The sequence below is a fragment of the Pseudomonas sp. SJZ078 genome, from assembly GCF_007828255.1.
Classification (GTDB): domain Bacteria; phylum Pseudomonadota; class Gammaproteobacteria; order Pseudomonadales; family Pseudomonadaceae; genus Aquipseudomonas.
The window spans coordinates 76,712-99,170 of sequence record NZ_VIUG01000004.1; the positions used below are offsets into that span (position 1 = coordinate 76,712).

The window sequence follows — 22,459 nt, forward strand, 5'->3', positions numbered from 1 at the left end:
GCCTGTACACATTTCAGTCCCCTGGATCCGTATCGTTGTAATCGAAGTCGCACTGGTACCAAGGGTGATAGACGTGCCAGGCTTCGTGCCCCTTGGCATTGATGACCTTGACCAGGCGTCCCGCCGGATCATAGAACTGCTGGTCGTGATAACCATGCACGCGCAGCGAAGCGTCGTTGATGTAGCGCCAGGCATCGGCGAAATAGGGGCGGTAGACCCGGGTGACCAATCCCTTGTTGTCGTACTCGACCCTTTCGCTCACCCGCCAGCGCCGTTCGGCCAGGTGCTGGAGCGGCTGCCCGTTCTGCAACACCAGCGAACCGTCTTCGGCCACGGCATAGGCTTGCCCGGCTTCCACCTGCTGTTTGCTTTGCAGGGCACGGCCGAATCCGTCGACGGCATTGACGGTGATGCGGATCTGTTGCAACGGATCGTCCGGGTAACGATCGGCGTTCAGCGCGACACTGTGGATCGGTTCCCGGGTCACGCCCTGTATCAGCACCCACAGGAGTTCCTGAGCAGCACTGCGTTCGCTCAGTCGCGCCAGGCGCGTGCGCGCCGAGGCGCGGATGTGGCCGTCGGGCAGCAGATAGCGCTCGCTGATCCACTCCTCGCGCTGTGCGGGGAGTACCAGGGCGAGATCGAGCGTTCCCATCCAACTGAGTGAGTCGGTGCGCACGGCACTGGCGATCCGGCCCAGGGTATCTTGTGGATAATCGATGGCATGGCCCGGCGACAGGTCCGCGGGCGGCTGGTAAGTGGCGATGTCGTCGAAGCCTGCCGGAGCGCCGCCCTCGGTGCCATGGAAGGTCACGCCCAGCGGAGTGCCCGCCGGGCCATAGAATGCCTGCTGGATATTGTCATTGGCATCGACGATCTTGCGCGGCAGTAACGCGTGGTAATCGTACTCGACCTGGGTCGTGCAGCCGTCCGGCAAGGTCACGGCAGTGGTCATCAAGTGATAAGGGTCGTGTTCGACAGTGGTCACCCCGTGGCTTTGGGTTTCCTGCAGGGTTGTCAGTTGGAAAAAGCCTTCGAGGGGTTCGTAGGTCGCAAACCCGACTTTCCTGGACCAGAGATTTTCGCGCTCGTCCTCGTCCGGGTCGTCCGGCAGAAACAGTTTCATGGGCTCGAAGCCTATGGTTTCCAACTGCTCGCGGATGTCGAAGGGGGGAGGCAGATCATCATAGGCTTGCAACGCATGCTTATCGAACTCGGCCACTTCCAGTGGGCCACGCAGTGCCGGGAAGGCTATGTCGTCGTGCTCGTCCAGCAGATAGTTCTGTTCCTGAAGCGCGATCAATTGCCGGGCGGCGTCCCATGATGGGGAGTCCTGATGTTCGAGGAAGCTTTCATAGCTGACCTGCCGGGGGGAGAGCCCCAACGGCAGGTCACCTTTTGGACGTTGCAACCCGTTGGCCCTGGAGCGCCATGGCAGGTTCAGTCGCTGCCGTTGCCTGTCGTCATCGATCAGGTGCAGGTGCTCGGCGCGCTTCTCGACGATGTGGAACACCTGTTGCTGGTCGTCATGGGCGTCGCGCCACCAGCCGTTTTCGTCGTCATCGTCGAAGGGCGGTGGGTCGAGTGGGGTGAGGCGCCTGGCGTAGTGGACGGCGAAACCGTGGATAAGCTGGCCGAACAGGTTCCACTTCAGGTTGAGGCCATGCTGGACCTGCGGATCGTCGATAAACCCGTCGTATTGATAAGTGATCGTCTCCAGTTCCAGCACCAGCAGGCTCTTGTGGTGGATGTGGGGATGGCGCAGCAGGTAGCGCTGTTGGGTCACGGTGTAAGGTCCGGCCGTGCTGGTCGGTTCGGCGGGATGGGTTTCGCTGCGCAACATATGGCCGCCCAAGGCATAAGCCATCTCCCGCGCGGTGTCCGGATCGGGGCTGATGATCTCGTTGGCCTCGTCGCTTTCATGGAAGCGGGTCAGCAGCGTCGGGCCCAGCGGCACCGCATCGGTGTCGCCTGCGAAACAGTCCTTGAGGGGTTGATCCACGGTACGGCCGGTGTGGAACCAGGTCTTGACCAGTACCGGCGCGGTGAAACCGGTTGGTGTCTCGCCTTCGGGCGCTTCGCTGTCGACCTGGTACAACCGGCCGAAGCCCCGGAACTCCCGGTGATGGCTGTCATAGTCGCCTTCGAAGTAGGTGAAGCGTTGGGTCAGGCAGTTGCCGGTGATTTCGTCCAATTGTCGTTGCCACGCCACCAACGGCAGGGCCTGGGGCAGGTAACAGGTCAGTGGTTCCCGGCTGGCCACGCGTTGCTGTTTTTCATCCAGCCAGTACTGCGCACTGCTGCGATAGCTCAGGGAGCTGCTGCAGCCCATGTTGTTGTTCATGGCATTGAGCAGATAGGGGCGGGCCGCGACGAAGTCATAGCGCCAATGGCCGGGTTTCATGTCAGGCGTCATGTGCGGCTTGCTCAGGATCAGACTGGCACATCCCAGGCCCTGCAGATCGGCCAGGGTAACCTGGCACAGATTGTCGTACCGCACACCTTCGGGCCATGGTACTCGCACGGGTGTCTGTTCAAGTCCATTGCCGCCACGGTTGAGGTAGATCTCGAAGCATTCGCTCTGCAGGTAGATCAGCGCCGGCGCCCCGGACCCGTCCAGGTCAGCGATGCGGACCCGTTCGGCATCGAACTGGCTGTAGCTGAAGGGCAGGGCACTCATGACAAAGCCTGCGCCGAAGCGCCCACGGCCCAGGCTCGGCCAGCACTTGATCTCGTTGCAGCGGATGCGGCACAGCTCGGTACCGTCGCTGCCCAGCAAATTGCCGAACATCACCAGCTCGTTATGCGAGTCACTGAACAAGGGCAGGGCGCTGTCCGGTTCGTGGGGCACATCCACCCCAGGGGCAAACCCTGCTTCGCGGCGGTTGGCATACAACCGCACGCTCTTGGGGCCGATCATGGCCAGGGAGCGCAAACCGTCACCGTTCAGGTCCCCCAGTTGCGCGGACGGATGCAGTAACTCCGTCGGAAAACGCTTGAAGTCCGTGAAGGTGGACCAGCTGCGGTCCGGGTTGAGGGTGTAGAACCCGCTCATGCCGGGCTGGACGATGAGCCAATTGAGGCGCCCCCTGCCCGTCAGGTCGGTCAGCACCTGCAACACCGTCGGGTTGTCGGCGGCGATCGGTACGTTATCCAGGCGTGACCACGGACCGTAGGCAATTTTGTCGTCGGCCTCGCCGCGTTCCGGTTCGCGGTAATACCAGCCATGGGTGTAGCGGCACAGGAAACCCGGAACGCCCTCGCCGTACAAGTCGACGCAGTGGTAGTGCCTGCCGTCTTCCATCGCGGGCATCGTCTGCAGTTCAAAGAACGGCTCTGGTGTCAGATTGAGCTCGAAATCGTTGTAGTGCAGTTCGACGGGAGGACGGTAATCGACCCGGCCCTCGGCGTCCCAGTCTTGATAATGAGCTGCGGTCAGCAGGTTGTAGCCCAGTGTGGTGGCGCTGTATTCCAGCAACAGCCGCGCGACCAGCGCAGGTTCGGTGCCTGCTTCGGCGGGGAAGTGATGGAACATCAGGACCTGTTGGCACAGGCGCCGTGTGCCGACTTCGAAACCGTACCGGTAGGTATGGATCGGGTCGCTGCGCAGTTGCCACGGTGCTTCTTCCGGGACGTGCCAAGCCGGTTTCTGCGCAAGGTCGAGGGTGCGTTGGCCATAGTCGAACAGCAGATGGAAATGCCAGTGCCTGCTGGCCGGATCGATCTCTTCGAAGCAGTAGAAGTCGTCACTGGCCGTGGCGTTGCCGTAGCACACCCGCCGCAGGTAGCGCTGGGCGCGATAATCATGGGGCCCGTCGAATGGACCGGGGTCGGCTTCGTATTCATAAAAGATGTGCTCGCCGGACGGGCCGAGTTCTTCAAGCAGCAACCATTCGGCGATGCGGATCGGCGCTTGCGGATCGGTGTGGGGCGCGGTGATGCGCGACGCTTCGCTGTTGCCGTAGCAATACAAATGACCATTGCTGCCCTGGACCCGCCAGAACGGCGCCTGGCCATCGTCGGGACTCCAGAGTTCATACACATCGAATGCACTTTCGATCCTGGGGTAATAGCGCACCACCGAACAGGCCCGGCTGCCGGGCCCGGCCAGGGTGCGAATGACCGGCATGCCTTCGTTGAACTCAGGCCAGCGCTCGACCCCGTCGGCATCGATCATCACGTCGTCATCGGCATAGTGCGGGACGCCTTCGCTGGTACGGCGGGCGATGCTGGCGAGGGACAGCTGCATGCCGATGCCGAAGGTGCCGTTGCCACTCTGGCTGTTGTAGTGCAACGCCAGCGCCGGTGTCAGGTGGCGGGCGCCGGAAAGAGGCAAGGGTAATTCGAAAGAGGCCGCCCCTCGTGTGCCGACTGGGCCGATCCGGCTACCCATCGTGGCAATGGATGCGCTGTTGGCGATGGTGGGGGTCACAATCTGAAGAGGCGTTTGTTCTGCCATCGAGGAAATCTTCTTGTTAGGCAATATCAGGGGATACCCGGCTGAACATGAGGATGCCAAGAGATGAACGATGGGTAACCTGTCAGATCCGACAGGTGTGCGAGCAGGCCGATAAGTGGTAGGCGTTCCAGCGCGCAACAAAAAAGGCCAGTGGGCTTGTCGCCCACCGGCCTTTTAACGGTGCGAAGGTGCCGGTTACTGCACTTCTACCGCCAGGCTGTCACTGATCTTCTTCTGCCAGATGGCTGGGCCGGTGATATGCACCGACTCGCCCTTGCTGTCGACCGCAACGGTCACCGGCATGTCCTTGACCTCGAACTCGTAGATCGCTTCCATGCCCAGCTCGGCGAATGCCAGGACCTTGGACTTGCGGATCGCCTGAGCCACCAGGTACGCGGCGCCGCCAACGGCCATCAGGTAGACGGCCTTGTTGTCCTTGATCGCTTCGATAGCCGTCGGGCCACGCTCGGATTTGCCGATCATGCCCAGCAGGCCGGTCTGTTCGAGGATCTGGCGGGTGAATTTATCCATCCGCGTGGCGGTGGTCGGACCGGCCGGGCCAACCACTTCGTCGCCTACCGGGTCGACCGGGCCGACGTAATAGATGAAGCGTCCCTTGAGGTCCACCGGCAGGGTTTCACCCTTGTTCAGCATCTCGACCATGCGCTTGTGCGCCGCGTCGCGACCGGTGAGCATCTTGCCGTTGAGCAGCACGGTTTCGCCCGGTTTCCAGCTCTGCACTTCTTCCGGGGTCAGGGTGTCGAGGTTCACGCGACGAGCCGACGGGCCGGCTTCCCAGACGATTTCCGGGTAGGCGTCCAGCGGTGGCGCTTGCAGCTCGGCAGGGCCCGAACCGTCCAGCACGAAATGGGCGTGACGGGTGGCGGCGCAGTTGGGGATCATGCACACCGGCAGGGAGGCGGCGTGGGTCGGGTAATCCATGATCTTCACGTCGAGCACCGTGGTCAGGCCACCCAGGCCCTGGGCACCGATGCCCAGCTGGTTGACCTTCTCGAACAGCTCCAGGCGCATTTCTTCGATGCGGTTCTGCGGACCGCGGGCCTTGAGCTCATGAATGTCGATGGATTCCATCAACACTTCTTTGGCCATGACCGCGGCCTTCTCGGCGGTGCCGCCGATGCCGATGCCGAGCATGCCCGGAGGGCACCAGCCGGCACCCATGGTCGGAACGGTCTTGAGCACCCAGTCGACGATGGAGTCGGACGGGTTGAGCATGGCCATTTTCGACTTGTTCTCGGAGCCGCCGCCCTTGGCCGCCACGTCCACTTCCACGGTGTTGCCCGGGACGATGGAGTAGTGGATGACCGCCGGGGTGTTGTCCTTGGTGTTTTTGCGCGCACCCGCCGGGTCGGCCAGGATGGAGGCGCGCAGGACGTTTTCCGGCAGGTTGTAGGCGCGACGCACGCCCTCGTTGATCATGTCGTCCAGGCTCATGGTCGCGCCGTCCCAGCGCACGTCCATGCCCACCCGTACGAACACGGTCACGATGCCGGTATCCTGGCAGATCGGCCGATGGCCGGTGGCGCACATGCGCGAGTTGATCAGGATCTGCGCCATGGAGTCACGGGCCGCCGGCGATTCTTCGCGCAGGTAGGCTTCGTGCATCGCCTGGATGAAGTCCACGGGGTGGTAATAGGAAATGAACTGCAGGGCGTCGGCAACGCTCTGAATCAGGTCGTCTTGCTTGATCACGGTCATGAGTCGCGCTCCTCTCTAAAACGGGAACATTCTATAAGGCAGCTTCAAGCCGCAAGCTTCGAGCAGCAAGCTGAAGCAGTATGCGTACTGCTCTGAGCTTGTCGCTTGGAGCTTGCGGCTTGCAGCTGACCTTCAGGTCAAGGCACGCCGGGCATGCTGGCGCGACGCTAAAAAGGCGCGGCAGTATATCGCAGGCGGACACCCTGTGGGAGCGAGCTGCCCTGTGGCGAGGGGATTAATCTGTGCTGAGGGATTTATCTGTGGCGAGGGGATGAATCCCCTCGCCACAGATAAATCCCTCAGCCCAAGTGGGGGGCGTCGAGCAAGAAACCCCTGCGTCAATCCGGGCCATTGCTTTGACGCCATTTTTCTGCTCCAGAATTGAATGGTCATTTGTCCTACACGCCACTAAAGTGGCGTCTGGCCTGTAGCGTAGGACGCCTCCTGTCAGTTTCCTTTCCCATGGTGAGTCAACGATTGACCCATAACGCCATTCAACGTCTCCTGCTCAAACGCTTCGCTCTGGCGGCCGCGACTTACGCGCTGGCGCTGGTGTTGCTGTGGCTGGCATTTTTCAGTGGGCATTACCTCGATTCGTTACGCGGCGTCATCATTGGCAGCGCTTTGGTGGTGCTGTGCCAGGGGGCGCTGTTCGCAGTGTTCATCAGCGGTCGCAACCTGCGGTTCGCCGACCCCAGCCTCACGGAAGTGCAAGTCCTGATCGGCCTGGGCTGGCAGACCTGGATGATGGGGCACCTGGACCAGGCCCGGGGCCTGTTCCTGGTCTTCTATGTATTGATCCTGCTATTCGGGCTGTTTCACCTGTCCCGCCATGCCTTTGTGCGTTGTGCGATGCTGGTGTTCTTCAGTTTCACCGGCCTCACCTTGTGGGACGCCTGGTTCTTCCGGCTCTCTGACCCCACGCTGGCCGGCTTGCAGGTGTGTGTGCTGTTTATCGTGCTGGTATGGCTGGTGCTGTACGCCCGCTATGTCCAGACGTCGCGCCAGCGCATGCGTCAGCGGCGCTTTGCCTTGCAGGCGCACCAGGACACCCTGCGCGGCATGATGCGCCAGCTCGAAGACCTGGTGGCCACCGATGAACTGACCGGCCTGTTCAATCGCCGGCATTTCCTGCGCCTGGCGTCCCGTGAACTCAATACGCTCAAGCCTGACATGGCCCATGGCCTGGCCTTGATCGATCTTGACCATTTCAAGCGCATCAACGACTTGCACGGCCACGCCGCCGGCGATCAGGTGCTCCAGGCTTTCGCCAGCGTTGCCACATCCTGCCTGCGCGAAGGCGACGTGCTGGCGCGCTATGGCGGCGAAGAGTTCGTCATGCTCCTGCCCGCCTGTGACCCCGCGCGCCTGACCGCTTGTTGCGAGCGGCTGCGCCTGGCGTTTGCCGGCGTCGAGTTGACCGGTCTACGGGTGGGGCCTCTCAGCCTGTCGGCGGGCATGACACTGTTGGAAATGGACGATGACCTGGACAGCGCATTGCAACGTGCCGACCAGGCCTTGTACCGTGCCAAGCGAGACGGCCGGAACCGATGTGCCGCCGCCTGGGAGAGTGTCGATGCCTGAGCTGACGGTCGCCGGCCGGCAATGGACCGTCGCGCCCGGCAGTAACCTGTTGGACGCGTTGAATCAGTCCGGGGTGCCGGTGCCCTACAGTTGCCGCGCCGGCAGTTGCCATGCCTGCCTGGTGCAATGCACCGGCGGTGATGTGCGCGACGCTCGGCCCGATGCCCTGAGCCCGGCACAGCGCGATCAGGGCTGGCGGTTGGCCTGCCAATGCCAGGTGGTCGAGGATGTGCAGGTCCACACGTTCGACCCGCAACGCGACGGCCAGGCGGCCCAGGTAGTGGCGGCGGATTGGTTGGGCCCCGACGTGCTGCGTTTGCGCGTCACTCCTGAACGGGCGCTGCGTTACCAGGCCGGGCAACACCTGGTGCTGTGGCTCGGCGATGTCGCCCGGCCTTATTCCCTCGCAAGCCTGCCGGAGGAAGACCGTTTCCTGGAGTTTCACCTCGACTGCCGCCAGCCCGGACAATTTGTCGACAGGGCTCGCTCCCTGAACGTGGGGGAGCCCATCCGCCTGGGCGAACTGCGCGGCGGTGCGCTGCATTACGATCCCGCCTGGCACGACAAGCCACTGTGGCTGCTGGCTGGCGGTACCGGATTGGGGCCGTTGTTCGGCATCCTGCGCGAGGCTCTGCGCCAGCAGCATCGAGGGCCGATTCATCTTGTGCATGTCGCTCATGACACGGCGGGACATTATCTGGACAAGCCCTTGGCAGCGCTGGCGGCCAAGCACCAGAACCTCACCGTCGAGTTGCTGACCTCGGCCGAAGCGCCATCGGCGCTGGCGAAACTGCGGCTAACGTCCCGGCAGACCCTGGCCCTGGCCTGCGGCCATCCCGAGCGGGTCGAGGCTTTTGCCAAGCGCTTGTACCTGGCGGGGTTGCCGCGTAACCAACTGTTGGCGGATGTGTTTCTTAGCCGGGGTTGAGTTTTTGTGGTGGCTGTTAGGGCCTCATCGCGAGCAGGCTCGCTCCCACAATGGTCCGCTGTGAACAGAAAACTTGTGTCCACTGAAGGCCCCTGTGTGCGAGCCTGCTCGCGATGAGGTCCGAACAGCCATCCCACCCCTGAAGACAGAAATAAAAAAGCCCCACCATCCACATGGCAGGGCTTTCTTATTTCAGCAACCGGGTACTCAGACCATCGGGTCGCCGACGTGCAGGATTTTCATCCCGTTGGTACCGCCGATGGTGTGGTAGCTGTCGCCCTTGGTCAGGATGACCCAGTCGCCGGTCTGCACCACGCCGCGCTTGACCAACTCATCGACCGCCGCCTGGCTGACTTCGCCCGGTTGCAGGGCGGCCGGGTCGAACGGCACGGTGTAGACGCCACGGAACATGGCGGCACGGGCCTGGGTTTCGCGGTGCGGGGAGAACGCGTAGATCGGCACCGAAGAACGGATGCGCGACATGATCAGCGGCGTATAGCCACTTTCGGTCAGGGCGATGATCGCCTTCACGCCCGGGAAGTGGTTGGCGGTGTACATCGTCGCCAGGGCAATGCTCTCGTCGCAGCGTTCGAAAGTCTTGCCGATGCGATGGCTGGAGGTCTTGCCGGTAGGGTGTTTTTCGGCACCCACACAGATGCGTGCCATGGCCTGCACCGCTTCGAGCGGGTATTGGCCGGCGGCGCTTTCGGCCGAGAGCATCACGGCGTCGGTGTAGTCGAGCACGGCGTTGGCTACGTCGGACACTTCGGCGCGGGTCGGCATCGGGTTCTGGATCATCGACTCCATCATCTGGGTCGCCACGATCACCGCTTTATTGTGACGGCGTGCGTGCAGGATGATCTTCTTCTGGATGCCCACCAGCTCGGCATCGCCGATTTCCACGCCGAGGTCGCCACGGGCCACCATCACGGCATCGGACGCCTTGATCAGGCCGTCGAGGGTTTCGTCGTCGGCCACGGCTTCGGCGCGTTCGATCTTCGCCACCAGCCAGGCGGTACCGCCGGCTTCGTCGCGCAGCTGACGGGCGTATTCCATGTCGGCGGCGTCGCGGGGAAAGGACACAGCCAGGTAGTCGACTTCCATTTCCGCGGCCAGCTTGATATCGGCCTTGTCCTTGTCGGTCAGGGCCGGTGCCGTCAGGCCGCCGCCGCGGCGGTTGATGCCTTTATGGTCCGACAGCGGGCCGCCAATGGTCACGGTGCAGACCAGTTCGGTGGCAGTGGCGGTGTCGACACGCATGACCACGCGACCGTCGTCGAGCAGCAGCTCGTCGCCCACGCCGCAATCCTTGACCAGGTCCGGGTAGTCGATGCCGACCACCTGCTGGTTGCCTTCGGTCAGCGGATGGCTGGTGGAGAAGGTGAAGGTGTCACCGATCTTCAGCTCGATGCGCTTGTTGGCGAATTTGGCGATACGGATCTTGGGGCCTTGCAGGTCGCCCAGCAGGGCAACGAAGCGGCCGTGCTTGGCGGCGAGGTCGCGCACCAGCTTGGCACGAGCCTTGTGCTCGTCGGGGGTACCGTGGGAAAAGTTCAGGCGGGCAACGTCCAGGCCAGCCAGAATCAGCTGTTCGAGAACTTCCGGCGAATGACTGGCCGGGCCAAGGGTAGCGACGATTTTGGTGCGACGGACGGACATGCAAGACTCCTCAGGTTCAAGCGCCAGCGAAGGCTACTATGGTCTTTGGGTGTAGTCATTGTTCATGTGCACTACTTATTCGTTTCTTTTTCGAAATGAACATTCCCGAAGATTTTTGCGCCTCCCAGGTGTTCACATTTCCCCCCTGTGGACACAATACCCCTCGCCACAAAGGTAGTTTCTGGTTCTGTTCAGGGCTGAAGATTTCCCCACCCAGGCCGATACAGCGCTCAAGACAGGAGAACCTTCCCATGCGATTCGTGCTTTTTATTGCCCTGGCCCTGAGCATCACGGGCTGCACCCGGTGGTCGATGAACCACCACATGAACCTGGCCTACAAGGCCTATGACCGTGGCAATTGCGACCAGGTAATGCTCGAACTGTCCCAGGTCGACCGCGCCAGCCGTGCCCGCCGTTATATGCAGCCGGAAGTCTCGATGCTGCGCGGCCAGTGCCTGGAGCGGCAGAAGCTGTTCATCGATGCGGCACAGACCTACCAGTTCATCATCACGCAATACCCCACCAGCGAATACGCCTTCCGCGCCCGCGCCCGGCTCGAGACCCTCGAAAGCCTGGGGCACTACCCGACCCGCAGTGCCTCGGCGATCCGTCCGACGGCATTCTGATCGCCGCCCGCAGCGAAGCCGCATCTGGGAATGTTTCCCAGCCGAGGAGCGGCATCGCTGCGGACTGGCTTCTGTCCAAGCTTGAGCTATATTTGTACAACTCGTGGCTAGAGCATGCTCTCTAACCGCGAGGCAACACCTGTGACCGGCAGGAACAGGCTCAAGGCGCTTGCAAGCGTCTGGCACCGGGATCGGGGAGAGCGGGCTGGCTTGGGCTCGTTCCGAAGCATTGGGAAGGTCCCTGTTTGGGGCTGAGAAAAAGCGATACAAGACATGTACAAAAAGCGTCGGATTGAACGGCAGGATCTGCCGTGCTTCTTGAAAGTGTTCAACGGCGTCAACGACAGGCTTATTGGTTATCTGGGAAACCTTTCTGAACATGGCCTGATGCTGATCAGTACGTTGCCATTGATGGTCGGTGCAGACTTTGAACTGCACCTGAAAATCCCCGCCGATGAAGGGTCGCAGAGGAATATCAAGCTGAAGGCCACTTGCCTGTGGTGCCATGAAGACGTGACGCCACAGCATTTCGACGCCGGCTTCAGCCTCCATGGGGCGCCGCCGGAGTACGGACAACTGGTCAGCGCGCTGCAGCAGTATTTCAGCTTTCATTCATTACCGGCTTCGGCTTGATGCCATCCCCGACTTTTTACAGATGTACTTCAAGCCCGGGCTGAGTTAGACAAAGCACCGCAAATCACTTGTGGGAGCGGGCTTGCTCGCGAATGCGTTCTGTCTGTCACCTGTTAAGTGACTGACCCACCGCTTTCGCGAGCAAGCCCGCTCCCACAGGTCCTTCATGAACCCTGGTCTTCAGCGCTGAATCTTCTCTTCGCTATCCAGCAACCGCTCCAGTAACAACACCCCCATCTCGCCCATCTGGTGAATCGCCAGGGCCAGGTTGCGCGGGGCTCCTTCCAGATCTTCGGATAAATCCAGAATCAGCGTGCTCACCGAGCAGAAGGTTTCGTAGGTGTGCGCGAGCATGCCTTCAGGGTCGGCGTCGGGGGCGACGATGAAGTAATCCAGGTGTTTGGCGGTTTTCGGGTCGGGCTGGCCGTTGTCGGGCTTGAGGTAGTAGTCCAAGGCTCTCTGGGCGGCCTGGTCGAGTTTGGCGGGGTCGAGGGTGTCGTGGGGGGAGAGTGGGTCGGTGTGCGGGGGATTGGGTGTTGGTTTGATCATAATCGTTTTTCCATGATTGGGGCTGCCACCCCTGTTCGCGACTAAACGAGGGGGTGGCGGCTGGACGCAGGTTAGTCGACCGGTGGAAAAACGAAGCCCGGCGCGCCCGAGGGCGCCCTGCGAACAGCCACCATCAAGTGCGGGGATAGGGGAACCCGACTGGATGACGCTTGTGCACATCGTTCTACACCACCGGGCGACTAAACCCGATCACTGACTATCAGCGACGCGAATCAAGTTACGGGGCAAGGCCAAGGCACACAAGCCGGCGGATTCTGGCGGATCTGTAGTCCGTTGCGCAAGGCGTTGTAGTCAACCGGATATCTTCCCTCCAGGCTTGCCGCTTGTCGGGACTGTCAGAACTAACAGGTGCTGGCATGAACGGGCTTGTCATCTACTGGCTCTGGAGCCCTTGTAATAGCCGAGAGAGCAGTCATGGACAGTGATGACGGTATTGAAGAAAGTGAGTCTTCAGAAACGCCCCAAGATATAAATACCGACGTCGGTGAGACTCGCGCAATAAGAACCCTGAGGGCGAGTAGCGGTGCGGCATATTGGGCCGAACTGGAACTTAATTACATATGGTCCGGGAATGGTAAAACCTTCACTGTAGAAACCATGCGATTCAGGGCTGCGGACAATGGTCGGACTTCAGGAAATATTAAGCTAGGGCTGGTTTCAGCAGGTGACACCGGTTGGGATGAGTTAGAGACAAGGGCGACCCAAGACGGACAATGGCATACCTTTGTGAAGAGTCGTTTCGTCGCTGGGAATGTTGATCATGCGATCATACATTTCAATTTCATCTATGACAGAGCGGGGACGGGCGACAAGAATATGACCACTCAAGAAAGGGTGGAGTACGTTATTCCCAAGCCCTCTATTAATCCGATCAGAAACGTTAACGTCCGAAGGTTTTATGTGAGGGGAGCGGGAGGTATATTCAACGGGGGATCGGTGTTTGTTCGAACCAGTATCAGCGATAGGGATGTCCTTGCAGTCATCACGTCGGTTAGCGGAGCATGGGAAGCCATTGTCGAACTCTCGGCAGATGGGCGGCATATGACGCTGGATGCTTATCAGAAAATGGCCGGAAGTTTAAAACAGTCTGACTACGCAGCCGGTCATCATATTTTTCTGGCCTATATCACTGCTCCTGCTGCTAATGCTGTTCTGGGCATCGGTGATAAGTTTAAGGGGTTTGCTGCCCCCGGCAGTAAAGTAAAAGTGGTGAGGAGCGACAATCAAAACGTTCAATTGGCAGCCGAAACGACTGTAACAACGAACGACAGTTGGGAATCTGCTCTCAATGTTGCGCTACCCGGCGGCCCTGTCGCGGTGGTAGCAATCTTCGAGTTGGAAGGTTTTCCCACCGTTGTTTCCCAACCCGTTACCTATAACGTACTAGGCGTTCCGGCCATCACAGGTCCTTCCGCTAATAGTATTCAGGCGCAAACCTTTACCCTCAGCGGCACCAGCGCCATGAAAGGTGCAACCGTGAAGGTTTATCGCGACCTGACAAACACCAGTGTGGGTCACTCGGTGGTCACCCAGGACAATGGTACCTGGAGTACAGAGGTGACCGTGCCGGCGGGACCGGTGTCGTTGGCTGCCATGCAAACATTGAGCGGGAAAGACTCGGGTCGTAGTTCTCCTCGGGCATTCAAGATAAAGCCCCCGAAACCAACGAATATCCAAATCACTTACCCCAGCCCCGGCACGGTGCGATTCTCAGGCACTGGTTACCCCGGCGCCACGGTGGATGTGCATATTGCTCACAATAATACCCCCCAGGCTAGCGGTGAGGTGCGTGATGGCAGGTGGGTGGTGGATTGGTCCGATCAGCCTCCGGCCCGGCACGAGATAAATATCCGGCAGAAACTGGCCGACGGTTCAAACTGGATTGACTCCGACTGGAGCGACCGGCTCACGGTCTCGATCCCCGTGCCGGTCCCTACGCTGACGATTCAGGTCGGCACGGACCGCAAACCGGTGTTCTCCGGTAGCGGCCACAGTTGGGAAGGCCAGCCTGCCGCGCAGGTCGAGGTGCGGCGTGAAGGCGAACAGTCGTCCGCCGCGCCCATTGTCGCTGTCCGCGCTGATAACGGTTGGACCACTACCGCCACCCAAGCCTGGGACCCGGGCACTTACCGTGTGCAAGCGTGGCAGTTATTCAATGAACTTTCGTCTGAGCCGAGCACCACGCAGTCCTTTACCATCCCGGCCCCACTGCCCACCGTGGAGGTGCGCCAGGACGGCTTGACGCCGCATTTTTCGGGCATTTGCTTGAATGGCGCCCAAGTGAAACTCGGGTTCGATGGGGAGCAGGGCACGCCCCATGACGCCATCGTGAACGGTACCACCTGGACGTTCACCCGGACGGAATCGTTCATGCCCGGCACTTATACCGCCCGCGTGACGCAGACGCTCGGCGGCCAGACCTCGGCTGAGGCAACTCTGGCGTTCGAGATTGTCATCTTGCAGCCGGTCATCACCGCGCCCATCGATGTCGAGGTCGACCACAACCCCACCATCAGGGGGAGCGGTGGTATGGCGGGGGCGATGATGCAGGTATTCAACGCGGTGACGGAAAACTTCTTGAGTGAGGCCTCCGTGACCGAGGACGGATGGTCGGTCCCCCTTGAAAACCTGCCATTTGGCTCATACAGCGTCTATGCGGTGCAAACCTATAACGGGTTGCCCTCCGAGAAAAGCCAGCCGGTGTCCTTCACGGTCATCCTGTTTCCCCCCACCATCGACCATCCCCAGCCAGGCGACAAGCTGGCCCGCAATGCGGTCATCGACGGCTATGCCCGCAAGGCGTTGGAGTTCGATACGGCGCAGGTCGAGTTGTGGCTGGGCGGTGAATTCCTGGACAGGGTGAAAGCCAGGGGCGTCGACGGCTACTGGATCTACGAGCACGCCTTGCCCGTGGGGGACTACGTGCTGCGTGCCAAACAGTTGTTTGCCGATAAGGAATCCGTGCTCAGCCCCGATCATGCTTTCACCGTCATTCCGGCCCTGCCGATCATCGAGTCGCCCATCGTGCAGCAGCACACCGGGTCGAGGGTGACGCTCTCCGGGTTCGGGTACGCCGGCGATTGGGTCGAAGTGGCCTGGAGCGATGCGCCCGACACACTGTTGGGTCGGGCCCAGGTGCAAGCGAACCGGACCTGGTCGCTGCCGTTGTCCCTCGACCGGCCGGCGGGTCCGCAGCATTGGGTGGTGCAGCAGGAAAGCGAGGGTTATCGCTCGGGCTGGAGCGAGCCCCATGAAGTGCTGCAGCTGTCCAGTGCGCCGACGTTTACCGCGCCTGAAGCCGGACATTGGTTTGCGGACACGGTGCTTTTCGCAGGCGCAGGCGAGACCGGCAAACGTATTGAGTTATCGCAGTGGTTCGATTCCCGGCGGCTGGTTTCCCAAGGCGATTCGGTGGCGGACGGTACCTGGACCGCCTCGCCCGATGCGCCCTTGTTGCCGGACGCCCATTGGGTGAAGGCTCGGCAAGACGATTCAGACTGGGGCGATAGCCCTCGTTTTGAAGTGGCTCCGGTGAGTAGTGAGCCATGAGTTCAGACGATGATGTCTTTGCGAGCGATGAGCCTGGCGAAAGCACTGAAGAGGCGCTAGGAATCCAAATCATTTCTCCGTCGGGTTATGTCCCTGAGCGAAGCTTCCTTGTTTCCGGGGTTGGTGCCCGGCCCAATTCTCAGCCGATTGAATTGTTTGATTCAAGTAACAACCAGCGAGTGGGTTATGGCTACGACATCAACCCTGACGGCAGTTGGAGCGTGCAAGGCGCTATACCAAACGGGTCGGAGACTCTGACGTATTACGCCCATCAGACAACGGTAGGGCCTTCGAGGCCAAAAACAGTCAGCACACGTGCAACGACATTAGTAAGACCCCTATCGAACGCCTTATTGAGCTCGAATCAGGTTGTTTTCGGCGGGGAATGCTTTGCGGGTAACCCGGGGATGCTTATCAGGGTGCTCGAAGAGTCCACGGAAATGGCTTCGGTCACCGTTGTAGAGCCAGCGACAACATGGGAAGCCAGGCCCACTGTTTTTTTGTCGAGTAGAACTTATACCGTGAGGGCTGAATATTCAGTCCAGACCAGCCCCGTTTTGAGTTACACCCCTTATGTCTCTTTCAGAGTAGTTGGGCTACTGCTCATCAACCCCACCTCAAGCGATCAAGAGATGCGCTTCACGTTAGCTGGAAGCAACGGCGTGGCAGGTGCCAAAGTTGAAGTGAAAGTGGACTTTGCAGAGATTACGGTCGGCGAAGGCTCCGTAGCTACCAACGGATCCTGGACCGCTGAGGTACAGGTTCCGGCGGGCCCCATTTCCTTGGTGGCCGAACAGATTTATCAAAACGTCCGTTCACAACGTAGTAGCCCTGCCAGTTTCAAGATAAAGCCGCCGAAACCAACGAATATCCAAATCACTTACCCCAGCCCTGGCACGGTGCGATTCTCAGGCACTGGTTACCCCGGCGCCACGGTGGATGTTCATATTGCTAACAATAATACCCCCCAGGCTAGCGGTGAGGTGCGTGATGGCGGGTGGGTGGTGGATTGGTCCGATCAGCCTCCGGCCCGGCACGAGATGAATATCCGGCAGAAACTGGCCGACGGTTCAAGCTGGATTTACTCCGACTGGAGCGACCGGCTCACGGTCTCGATCCCTGTCCCAGTACCCACGCTGACGAGTCAGGTTGGCACGGACCGCAAACCAGTGTTTTCCGGTACCGGCCATCGTTGGGAAGGCCAGCCCGCGGCGCAGATCGAGGTGCGGCGTGAAGGCGAACAGTCGTCCGCCGCGCCCATTGTCGCTGTCCGCGCTGATAACGGTTGGACCACTACCGCCACCCAAGCCTGGGATCCGGGTATCTACCGTGTGCAAGCGTGGCAATTGTTCAAGGAGCTTTCGTCTGCACCGAGCACCACGCGGTCCTTCACCATCCCGGCCCCACTGCCCACCGTGGAGGTGCGCCAGGACGGCTTGACGCCGCATTTTTCGGGCACCTGCTTGAATGGCGCCCAAGTGAAACTCGGGTTCGATGGGGAGCAAGGCACGCCCCATGACGCCATCGTGAGCGGTACTACCTGGACGTTCACCCGGACCGAGCCTTTTACCCCCGGTCCGCATGGCGTCAGCGTGACACAGGCCCTCGGTGGCCAGACTTCCAATGCAGCGACCCTGGCGTTCGATGTAGTCGGATCAAGGCCTATCATCACCGCGCCCATCGATGTCGAGGTCGATCACAACCCCGTCGTCACAGGGACGGGAGGTATCCCAGGCGCGAGAATACAAGTGTTCGAGGCGGTGACCGACAGCTTATTGGGCGAGGCATCCGTCACTCAGAACGAATGGTCGGTGCGCCTCGAGGATCTTGCGCTCAGGACATATTGCATATATGCCGTCCAGATCCATGGCGAGCCGCCTTTTGAACCAAGCGATCCGGTGTCCTTCACAGTCATCCTGTTTCCCCCCACCATCGACCATCCTCAGCCAGGCGACAAGCTGGCCCGCAATGCGGTCATCGATGGCTATGCCCGCAAGGCATTGGATTGGGATACCGCGCAGGTCGAGTTGTGGCTGGACGGGGAATTCCTGGACAGGGTGAAAGCCAGGGGCGTCGACGGCTACTGGATCTACGAGCACGCCTTGCCCGTGGGGGACTACGTGCTGCGTGCCAAACAGTTGTTTGCCGATAAGGAATCCGTGCTCAGCCCCGATCATGCTTTCACCGTCATTCCGGCCCTGCCGATCATCGAGTCGCCCATCGTGCAGCAGCACACCGGGTCGAGGGTGACGCTCTCCGGGTTCGGGTACGCCGGCGATTGGGTCGAAGTGGCCTGGAGCGATGCGCCCGACACACTGTTGGGCCGGGCCCAGGTGCAAGGGAACCGGACCTGGTCGCTGCCGTTGTCCCTCGACCGGCCGGCGGGTCCGCAGCATTGGGTGGTGCAGCAGGAAAGCGAGGGTTATCGCTCGGGCTGGAGCGAGCCCCATGAGGTGTTACAGCTGTCCAGTGCGCCGACGTTTACCGCGCCTGAAGCCGGACATTGGTTTGCGGACATGGTGCTTTTCGCAGGTACGGGCGAGACCGGCAAACGTATTGAGTTGTCGCAGTGGTTCGATTCCCGGCGGCTTGTTTCCCAAGGCGATTCGGTAACGGACGGTACCTGGAGCGCCTCGCCCGATGCCCCTTTACAGCCGGGCGCTCATTGGGTGAAGGCCCGGCAAAACGATTCGGATTGGGGCGACAGCCTGCGTTTTGAAGTGGCCCGTACTGGCGACAGCGGCGACTGACCTGGCCAGTGTGGGAGCGAGCCTGCTCGCGATAACGGTGGGTCAGGCACCGTCGATGCTGCTGAGCCACCGCCATCGCGAGCAGGCTCGCTCCCACAGGTTTGCTCCACGACCCTTCTCTCTGCGTCAGCTCTGCCGCTCATCGGGACTGTCAGAACTAGCAGGTGTTTAAGCAGGCCGCCGTGTCATTTACTGGGGCCCCAGAGCTGCTGGAAAAGGCCGGCAGCCCACTACTCATCCTGACCCAGTTACCTCTGTGGGAGCGCAGCTTGCTGGCAATAGCGATCTCAAGCACGCCATCGCCAGCAAGCTGTGTCCCAGCGTCTCAACCGTTGAAGCGGAGCACTACGATGAATGAATCTCCGGCTCAAATCGCCAGTCGTTTTTGCGAGCAACTCTTGGCTGGACGACAGGCTGATCGCCTGTCCGATCTTGAGCAGTATTTCGCAGCCGGTGGCTCGGTCTGTGCACTGGCACGCAAAGGGGTTGTCGGGCTGGTGAACGAATACGGGCTGGAACACGATGATGCCGAGGCACTCGCGCTGCGTCTCAACGGCCTGGCGACGTGGGTGTTGCGCCGCTTTATCGAAAGCCAACTGACCAGCCCTGAGCCGCCACCTGCGCATATGCGTCAGGGATTGTTGTCGTTGATCGCCGACGGACCTACCTACGGCAAGCTGTTTCAACCTGACTTTGCCAAGAAATGTCCGGTTGATGCAATCGAAGCCATTCATTCGCCGGTGGCCTATGCAGTGTGGCTCAAGCACTGGTCGGAACAACGGTTGAGGCCTTCCGATCCAGACCAGGCCTACGCGCTCAGGACCCGGCGGGTCGACCTGAACACACTGCGTATCGATCCGGTGGCGGTGCATGGCGTGGTGTCTTCGGTCGAGGTGGTCAGCGCTGTGCTGGAAAAGTCCATCGAGGACTCCTTGGGTGAAATCGAAAACCTGGACCGTTTGCTGAGCGAGTGGCGCTATCCCAATGGCCTGCCGTATCACCATCCTTGGACCACATTGGATGAGTTGACCCGGGACCTGGGTCAGTCCGTGGGCGCGGTGGTGGAGTTGTGCGATCCCGACTCACCCTATTTCCTGCACGCATTGCCTTGGTCGGAAACCGCCGATCATGCGCTTACCCAGGCGTCTCGACTGAGCCCGAGCCAGCGGTTGATCATGACCGAAGATGCGCATTTTCCAGAGACTGATGAGGACGCGGAAGACGCCTATTTCCAGGATAACTTCGGGCTGAAGAAGGGGTCGGTTGAAAAGTACAACCTGAACCAGACCGTTTTTTTCAACCAGCGCACCAAACTGACTCAACTCGGCTTGGAAGCCTTGCTGTCGGTCGAACTGTTCGCCCCCAGCGTGTCCGAGCATGTGTTGGTCACCGACGTAGCGATCACCCCCGGGCATGCAGGCTCGGTGTTCGTCAACAATGGGGTGGCTGAAGCCTCTATGGGAATCGAGTACAGGGGCTCTGAACTCACTAACAGAATCACCCAGCTTTTTCTCGACAATGATGTTTACAGGTTCGACAAGATCGATCGCCTCAATCGCAAGATCCGCCTGGACAATGGCTTGCAACTGCCCAGCCATGAAACAGACGCATTGTTGAGTGCCATCATCGGTGCCGAATCCGCTCGGGCCGAGCTTGCAGAAGGCGCATTGGATGAGAATGCCCCCAATTACTGGATGACCGACAATACCCTTCGGGCACTGGGTCTGTTTCAGATGCTCAGGGAGAACTACCAATGTTCGGCTGAAGAGTTTGCGGCTTTCGTGGGCGACCTTTCGATTTTTGGTCGTGGCGCCGAGCGCTCGCAGTTCGACCGGGTGTTCAACCAGGACACCCTGTCGACCCCGCCTCTGGTGCTGGATGACAGCGAGTTTGCACTGGTACCGGTTTCTGAAGGGGAAGCACTGACGGTCGTACAGATTTGCGGTGGCCTGCATATCGACCTGGCCACGTATTTCACCCTGGCGCCGTTGATTGCCGACGCCCATGGCCTGACAAAGCTCAAACGCAGCCTGCCGGTGATTTCAAGTTTCTACCGCATGGCCAGGTTGCCACAGATTCTGGGCGTGGCACCGAACCTGGCGGTGACGATACTGGACCTGTTGAGCGCCGATACCTGGCGTGGTGTGTTGGCCGGGCAACCGCACATCAACCCGGAAAGAATGTCGACACCGGATGTGCTGTCGGAAATCCGTCGCCTGGAGGGCTGGGCGCGCTGGTGTGCCGACAGTGGCCTGAGCGTGGCCTGGACGGTGGAACATGTCAAACCCATTGCCGCGCCGCCTCAGCCTTCCGAGACGCAGATTCAACTCCTTGCCCAGATCCGCGGACAGCTCGCACCGGCCTTGTTCACCGAGGCGGCGCTGAGCATGGCGGGCGTATCGGCTTTGTCGAACAACCGGCAATGGACCAACCAACTGCTTGAGCTGGCGGATCATGATGGGTTGGTTATCCACCGGGACGAGTCCGCTGAGCAACCTTATGAACCCTATGCCCGTGAGGTCGTTGAGCTCGTCGTGCGGCGGGTGCTCGATCGAGAGGAGCCCGAGACCGTTGAAAAAATCCTCGGGGTATTGTTGGGCAGTCGCGCCAGCCAGCACAGCGTGGTGCAAGAGAGCCTGGCCGTGTTCGGGCAGTTGTCTTCCGCCCTGGTATTGCCGGTGCTGAGCTGGTCGGGTGGCACGGTGCATGACGTGCTTGTGCAGGTGTTGGGACGGACCACAGCGACCAATGTATCGGGCCGGGGGCCGCGTGACGAGCCGCCGGGCGATCCGTTCCTGGGCATGCTGGAGGGTTTTACCCGGCGCAGCGAGGTGGTCAAAGAACTCAGGCTGAGTGCCGAATTCCTTGCCCTTTACCTGAGCATCGGCGATGGCGTGAATGGTCTCCCTGCCGCGCAGCCTTTCACGCCGAGCGCGTTGTATTACCTGACGGTTTATAACCGTGCCGTGGTGCTCAGCCAGGCACCCGAAGCACAGTTGCTCGCTTACTTGCGGTTGGTCAACGGGCTGCCCGGGGACTTGTCTGGCGGTGGGCTGCGCCTGGTACAGGAGCAAGCCGCCAGACTGCTGGCCGAGCTCTTTGATTGCAGTGCCGAAGAGGTGCGCGCCTGCGCCAACCACGTCAATGCCGGGCCGGGCTACATCCGCACGCTTGCACACCTGGACCTGTTCACACGTCTGCGCGGGTTCTCGTTGTCGAGCAAGCTGGATGCGAAGACCACACTGAAAATTGGCTTATTGGACGAGCAAAGCTCATTCAGTCAATACGAAGAAGTGGCCCATCAAGTCGCAGCCCTGCTGACGGACCCGAACCGGGCATCGCCCCTGCTGGGTATCCAGTCCACGGCGGACCAGGTAGCGGTCGAATGCAGCGTCGACGTTGATGAGTTGGTCGCCAACAGCAATGACACGGCGCTACTGACTGTCACGGTCACTCGGGCCCAGGCCCCCCAGGGCAACGTCAATATTTACTGGGCATCGAAGCTGTGCACCTTTGACCGACCCGTCTCCACCACCGATGGCGAGGGCGTCGCCACGGTCACCGTGCGAGCCGGCACCACCATGGGCCGTGACGTGATCAGTTATCGGCTGGACGCCCGCGAGCCACAACCGGCGGTGACGCTCACACTGGGTAATGATCCCACGACATTTGCGTTCTATCGACTGGATGCCGAGATCTACGTCAGAAAAGCAAAAGTCGACAGCGACGTCACCCTGCGGGTGGTATTGCTCGACCGGTATGGCAACCCGGCGCTGTATGAACCGGTGACTTGGATATTGGGGGCACCGTTTGTCGATATCGCGACATCAACCAATGCCAGCGGTGTGACGGAGGCGACGTTCACCAGCGATGTAGGTCTGGAAATCACCCCAATCGTAAAGGTCACCAGCTCTTCAAGCCAGTTGACTTTTCCATCCATCGAATTCATCGAGTGAAAACGCCTTTGATCGAGCGCCGCGGC

At 60.6% G+C, this 22,459-nt stretch carries 11 protein-coding genes; 7 read left to right on the forward strand and 4 right to left on the reverse strand.

Translation table 11 applies throughout. The features are described from left to right. Positions 1-13 precede the first annotated feature (13 nt). Positions 14-4,459, reverse strand: a complete 4,446-nt coding sequence (locus FBY02_RS05740; RefSeq protein WP_144924507.1) for a SpvB/TcaC N-terminal domain-containing protein — start codon at positions 4,457-4,459, stop codon at positions 14-16. A 195-nt stretch (positions 4,460-4,654) separates the two neighbouring features. Continuing rightward, positions 4,655-6,178 carry a fumarate hydratase gene (locus FBY02_RS05745; protein WP_144924510.1) on the reverse strand — a complete coding sequence of 508 codons (1,524 nt, stop codon included), beginning with the start codon at positions 6,176-6,178 and terminating at the stop codon, positions 4,655-4,657. 477 nt (positions 6,179-6,655) lie between these two features. Between FBY02_RS05745 and FBY02_RS05750 the strand changes: the two genes are divergently transcribed. Both FBY02_RS05750 and FBY02_RS05755 read left to right on the forward strand, forming a co-directional pair. Beyond that, positions 6,656-7,762: a diguanylate cyclase gene (locus FBY02_RS05750; protein ID WP_144924513.1), complete on the forward strand. Its 1,107-nt coding sequence runs from the start codon at positions 6,656-6,658 to the stop codon at positions 7,760-7,762. Beyond that, entirely contained in the window at positions 7,755-8,690 is a 936-nt protein-coding gene (locus FBY02_RS05755; RefSeq protein ID WP_144924516.1) for an iron-sulfur-binding ferredoxin reductase, read from the forward strand. The genes FBY02_RS05750 and FBY02_RS05755 overlap by 8 nt, the downstream gene beginning before the upstream one ends. 207 nt (positions 8,691-8,897) lie before the next feature. Here FBY02_RS05755 and pyk read toward each other — a convergent pair whose 3' ends face one another. Then, positions 8,898-10,349 carry a pyruvate kinase gene (pyk, locus tag FBY02_RS05760; RefSeq protein WP_047701234.1) on the reverse strand — a complete coding sequence of 484 codons (1,452 nt, stop codon included), beginning with the start codon at positions 10,347-10,349 and terminating at the stop codon, positions 8,898-8,900. Between the two features lie 251 nt (positions 10,350-10,600). Here pyk and FBY02_RS05765 point away from each other — a divergent pair, with 251 nt between their 5' ends. Both FBY02_RS05765 and FBY02_RS05770 read left to right on the forward strand, forming a co-directional pair. Further along, the gene (locus FBY02_RS05765; RefSeq protein ID WP_144924519.1) at positions 10,601-10,975 is read left to right on the forward strand and encodes a tol-pal system YbgF family protein; all 375 of its coding nucleotides are present in this window, start codon (positions 10,601-10,603) and stop codon (positions 10,973-10,975) included. A gap of 273 nt (positions 10,976-11,248) precedes the next feature. Further along, complete coding sequence (locus tag FBY02_RS05770) at positions 11,249-11,608, forward strand: PilZ domain-containing protein (RefSeq protein WP_144924521.1); 360 nt, start codon at positions 11,249-11,251, stop codon at positions 11,606-11,608. Positions 11,609-11,788: 180 nt separating this feature from the next. Here FBY02_RS05770 and FBY02_RS05775 read toward each other — a convergent pair whose 3' ends face one another. Continuing rightward, positions 11,789-12,157: a DUF6124 family protein gene (locus tag FBY02_RS05775; RefSeq protein ID WP_144924524.1), complete on the reverse strand. Its 369-nt coding sequence runs from the start codon at positions 12,155-12,157 to the stop codon at positions 11,789-11,791. A gap of 435 nt (positions 12,158-12,592) precedes the next feature. Between FBY02_RS05775 and FBY02_RS05780 the strand changes: the two genes are divergently transcribed. From FBY02_RS05780 to FBY02_RS05790, 3 genes are all read left to right on the forward strand, one after another. After that, positions 12,593-15,727 (forward strand): hypothetical protein, encoded by a 3,135-nt coding sequence (locus FBY02_RS05780; RefSeq protein WP_144924527.1) that lies wholly within the window; start codon positions 12,593-12,595, stop codon positions 15,725-15,727. Between the two features lie 1,004 nt (positions 15,728-16,731). Continuing rightward, on the forward strand, positions 16,732-18,477 hold the full coding sequence (locus FBY02_RS05785; protein ID WP_144924530.1) for a hypothetical protein: 1,746 nt from the start codon (positions 16,732-16,734) through the stop codon (positions 18,475-18,477). Between the two features lie 350 nt (positions 18,478-18,827). Continuing rightward, on the forward strand, positions 18,828-22,433 hold the full coding sequence (locus tag FBY02_RS05790; RefSeq protein WP_144924533.1) for a Tc toxin subunit A: 3,606 nt from the start codon (positions 18,828-18,830) through the stop codon (positions 22,431-22,433). Positions 22,434-22,459: the final 26 nt, after the last annotated feature.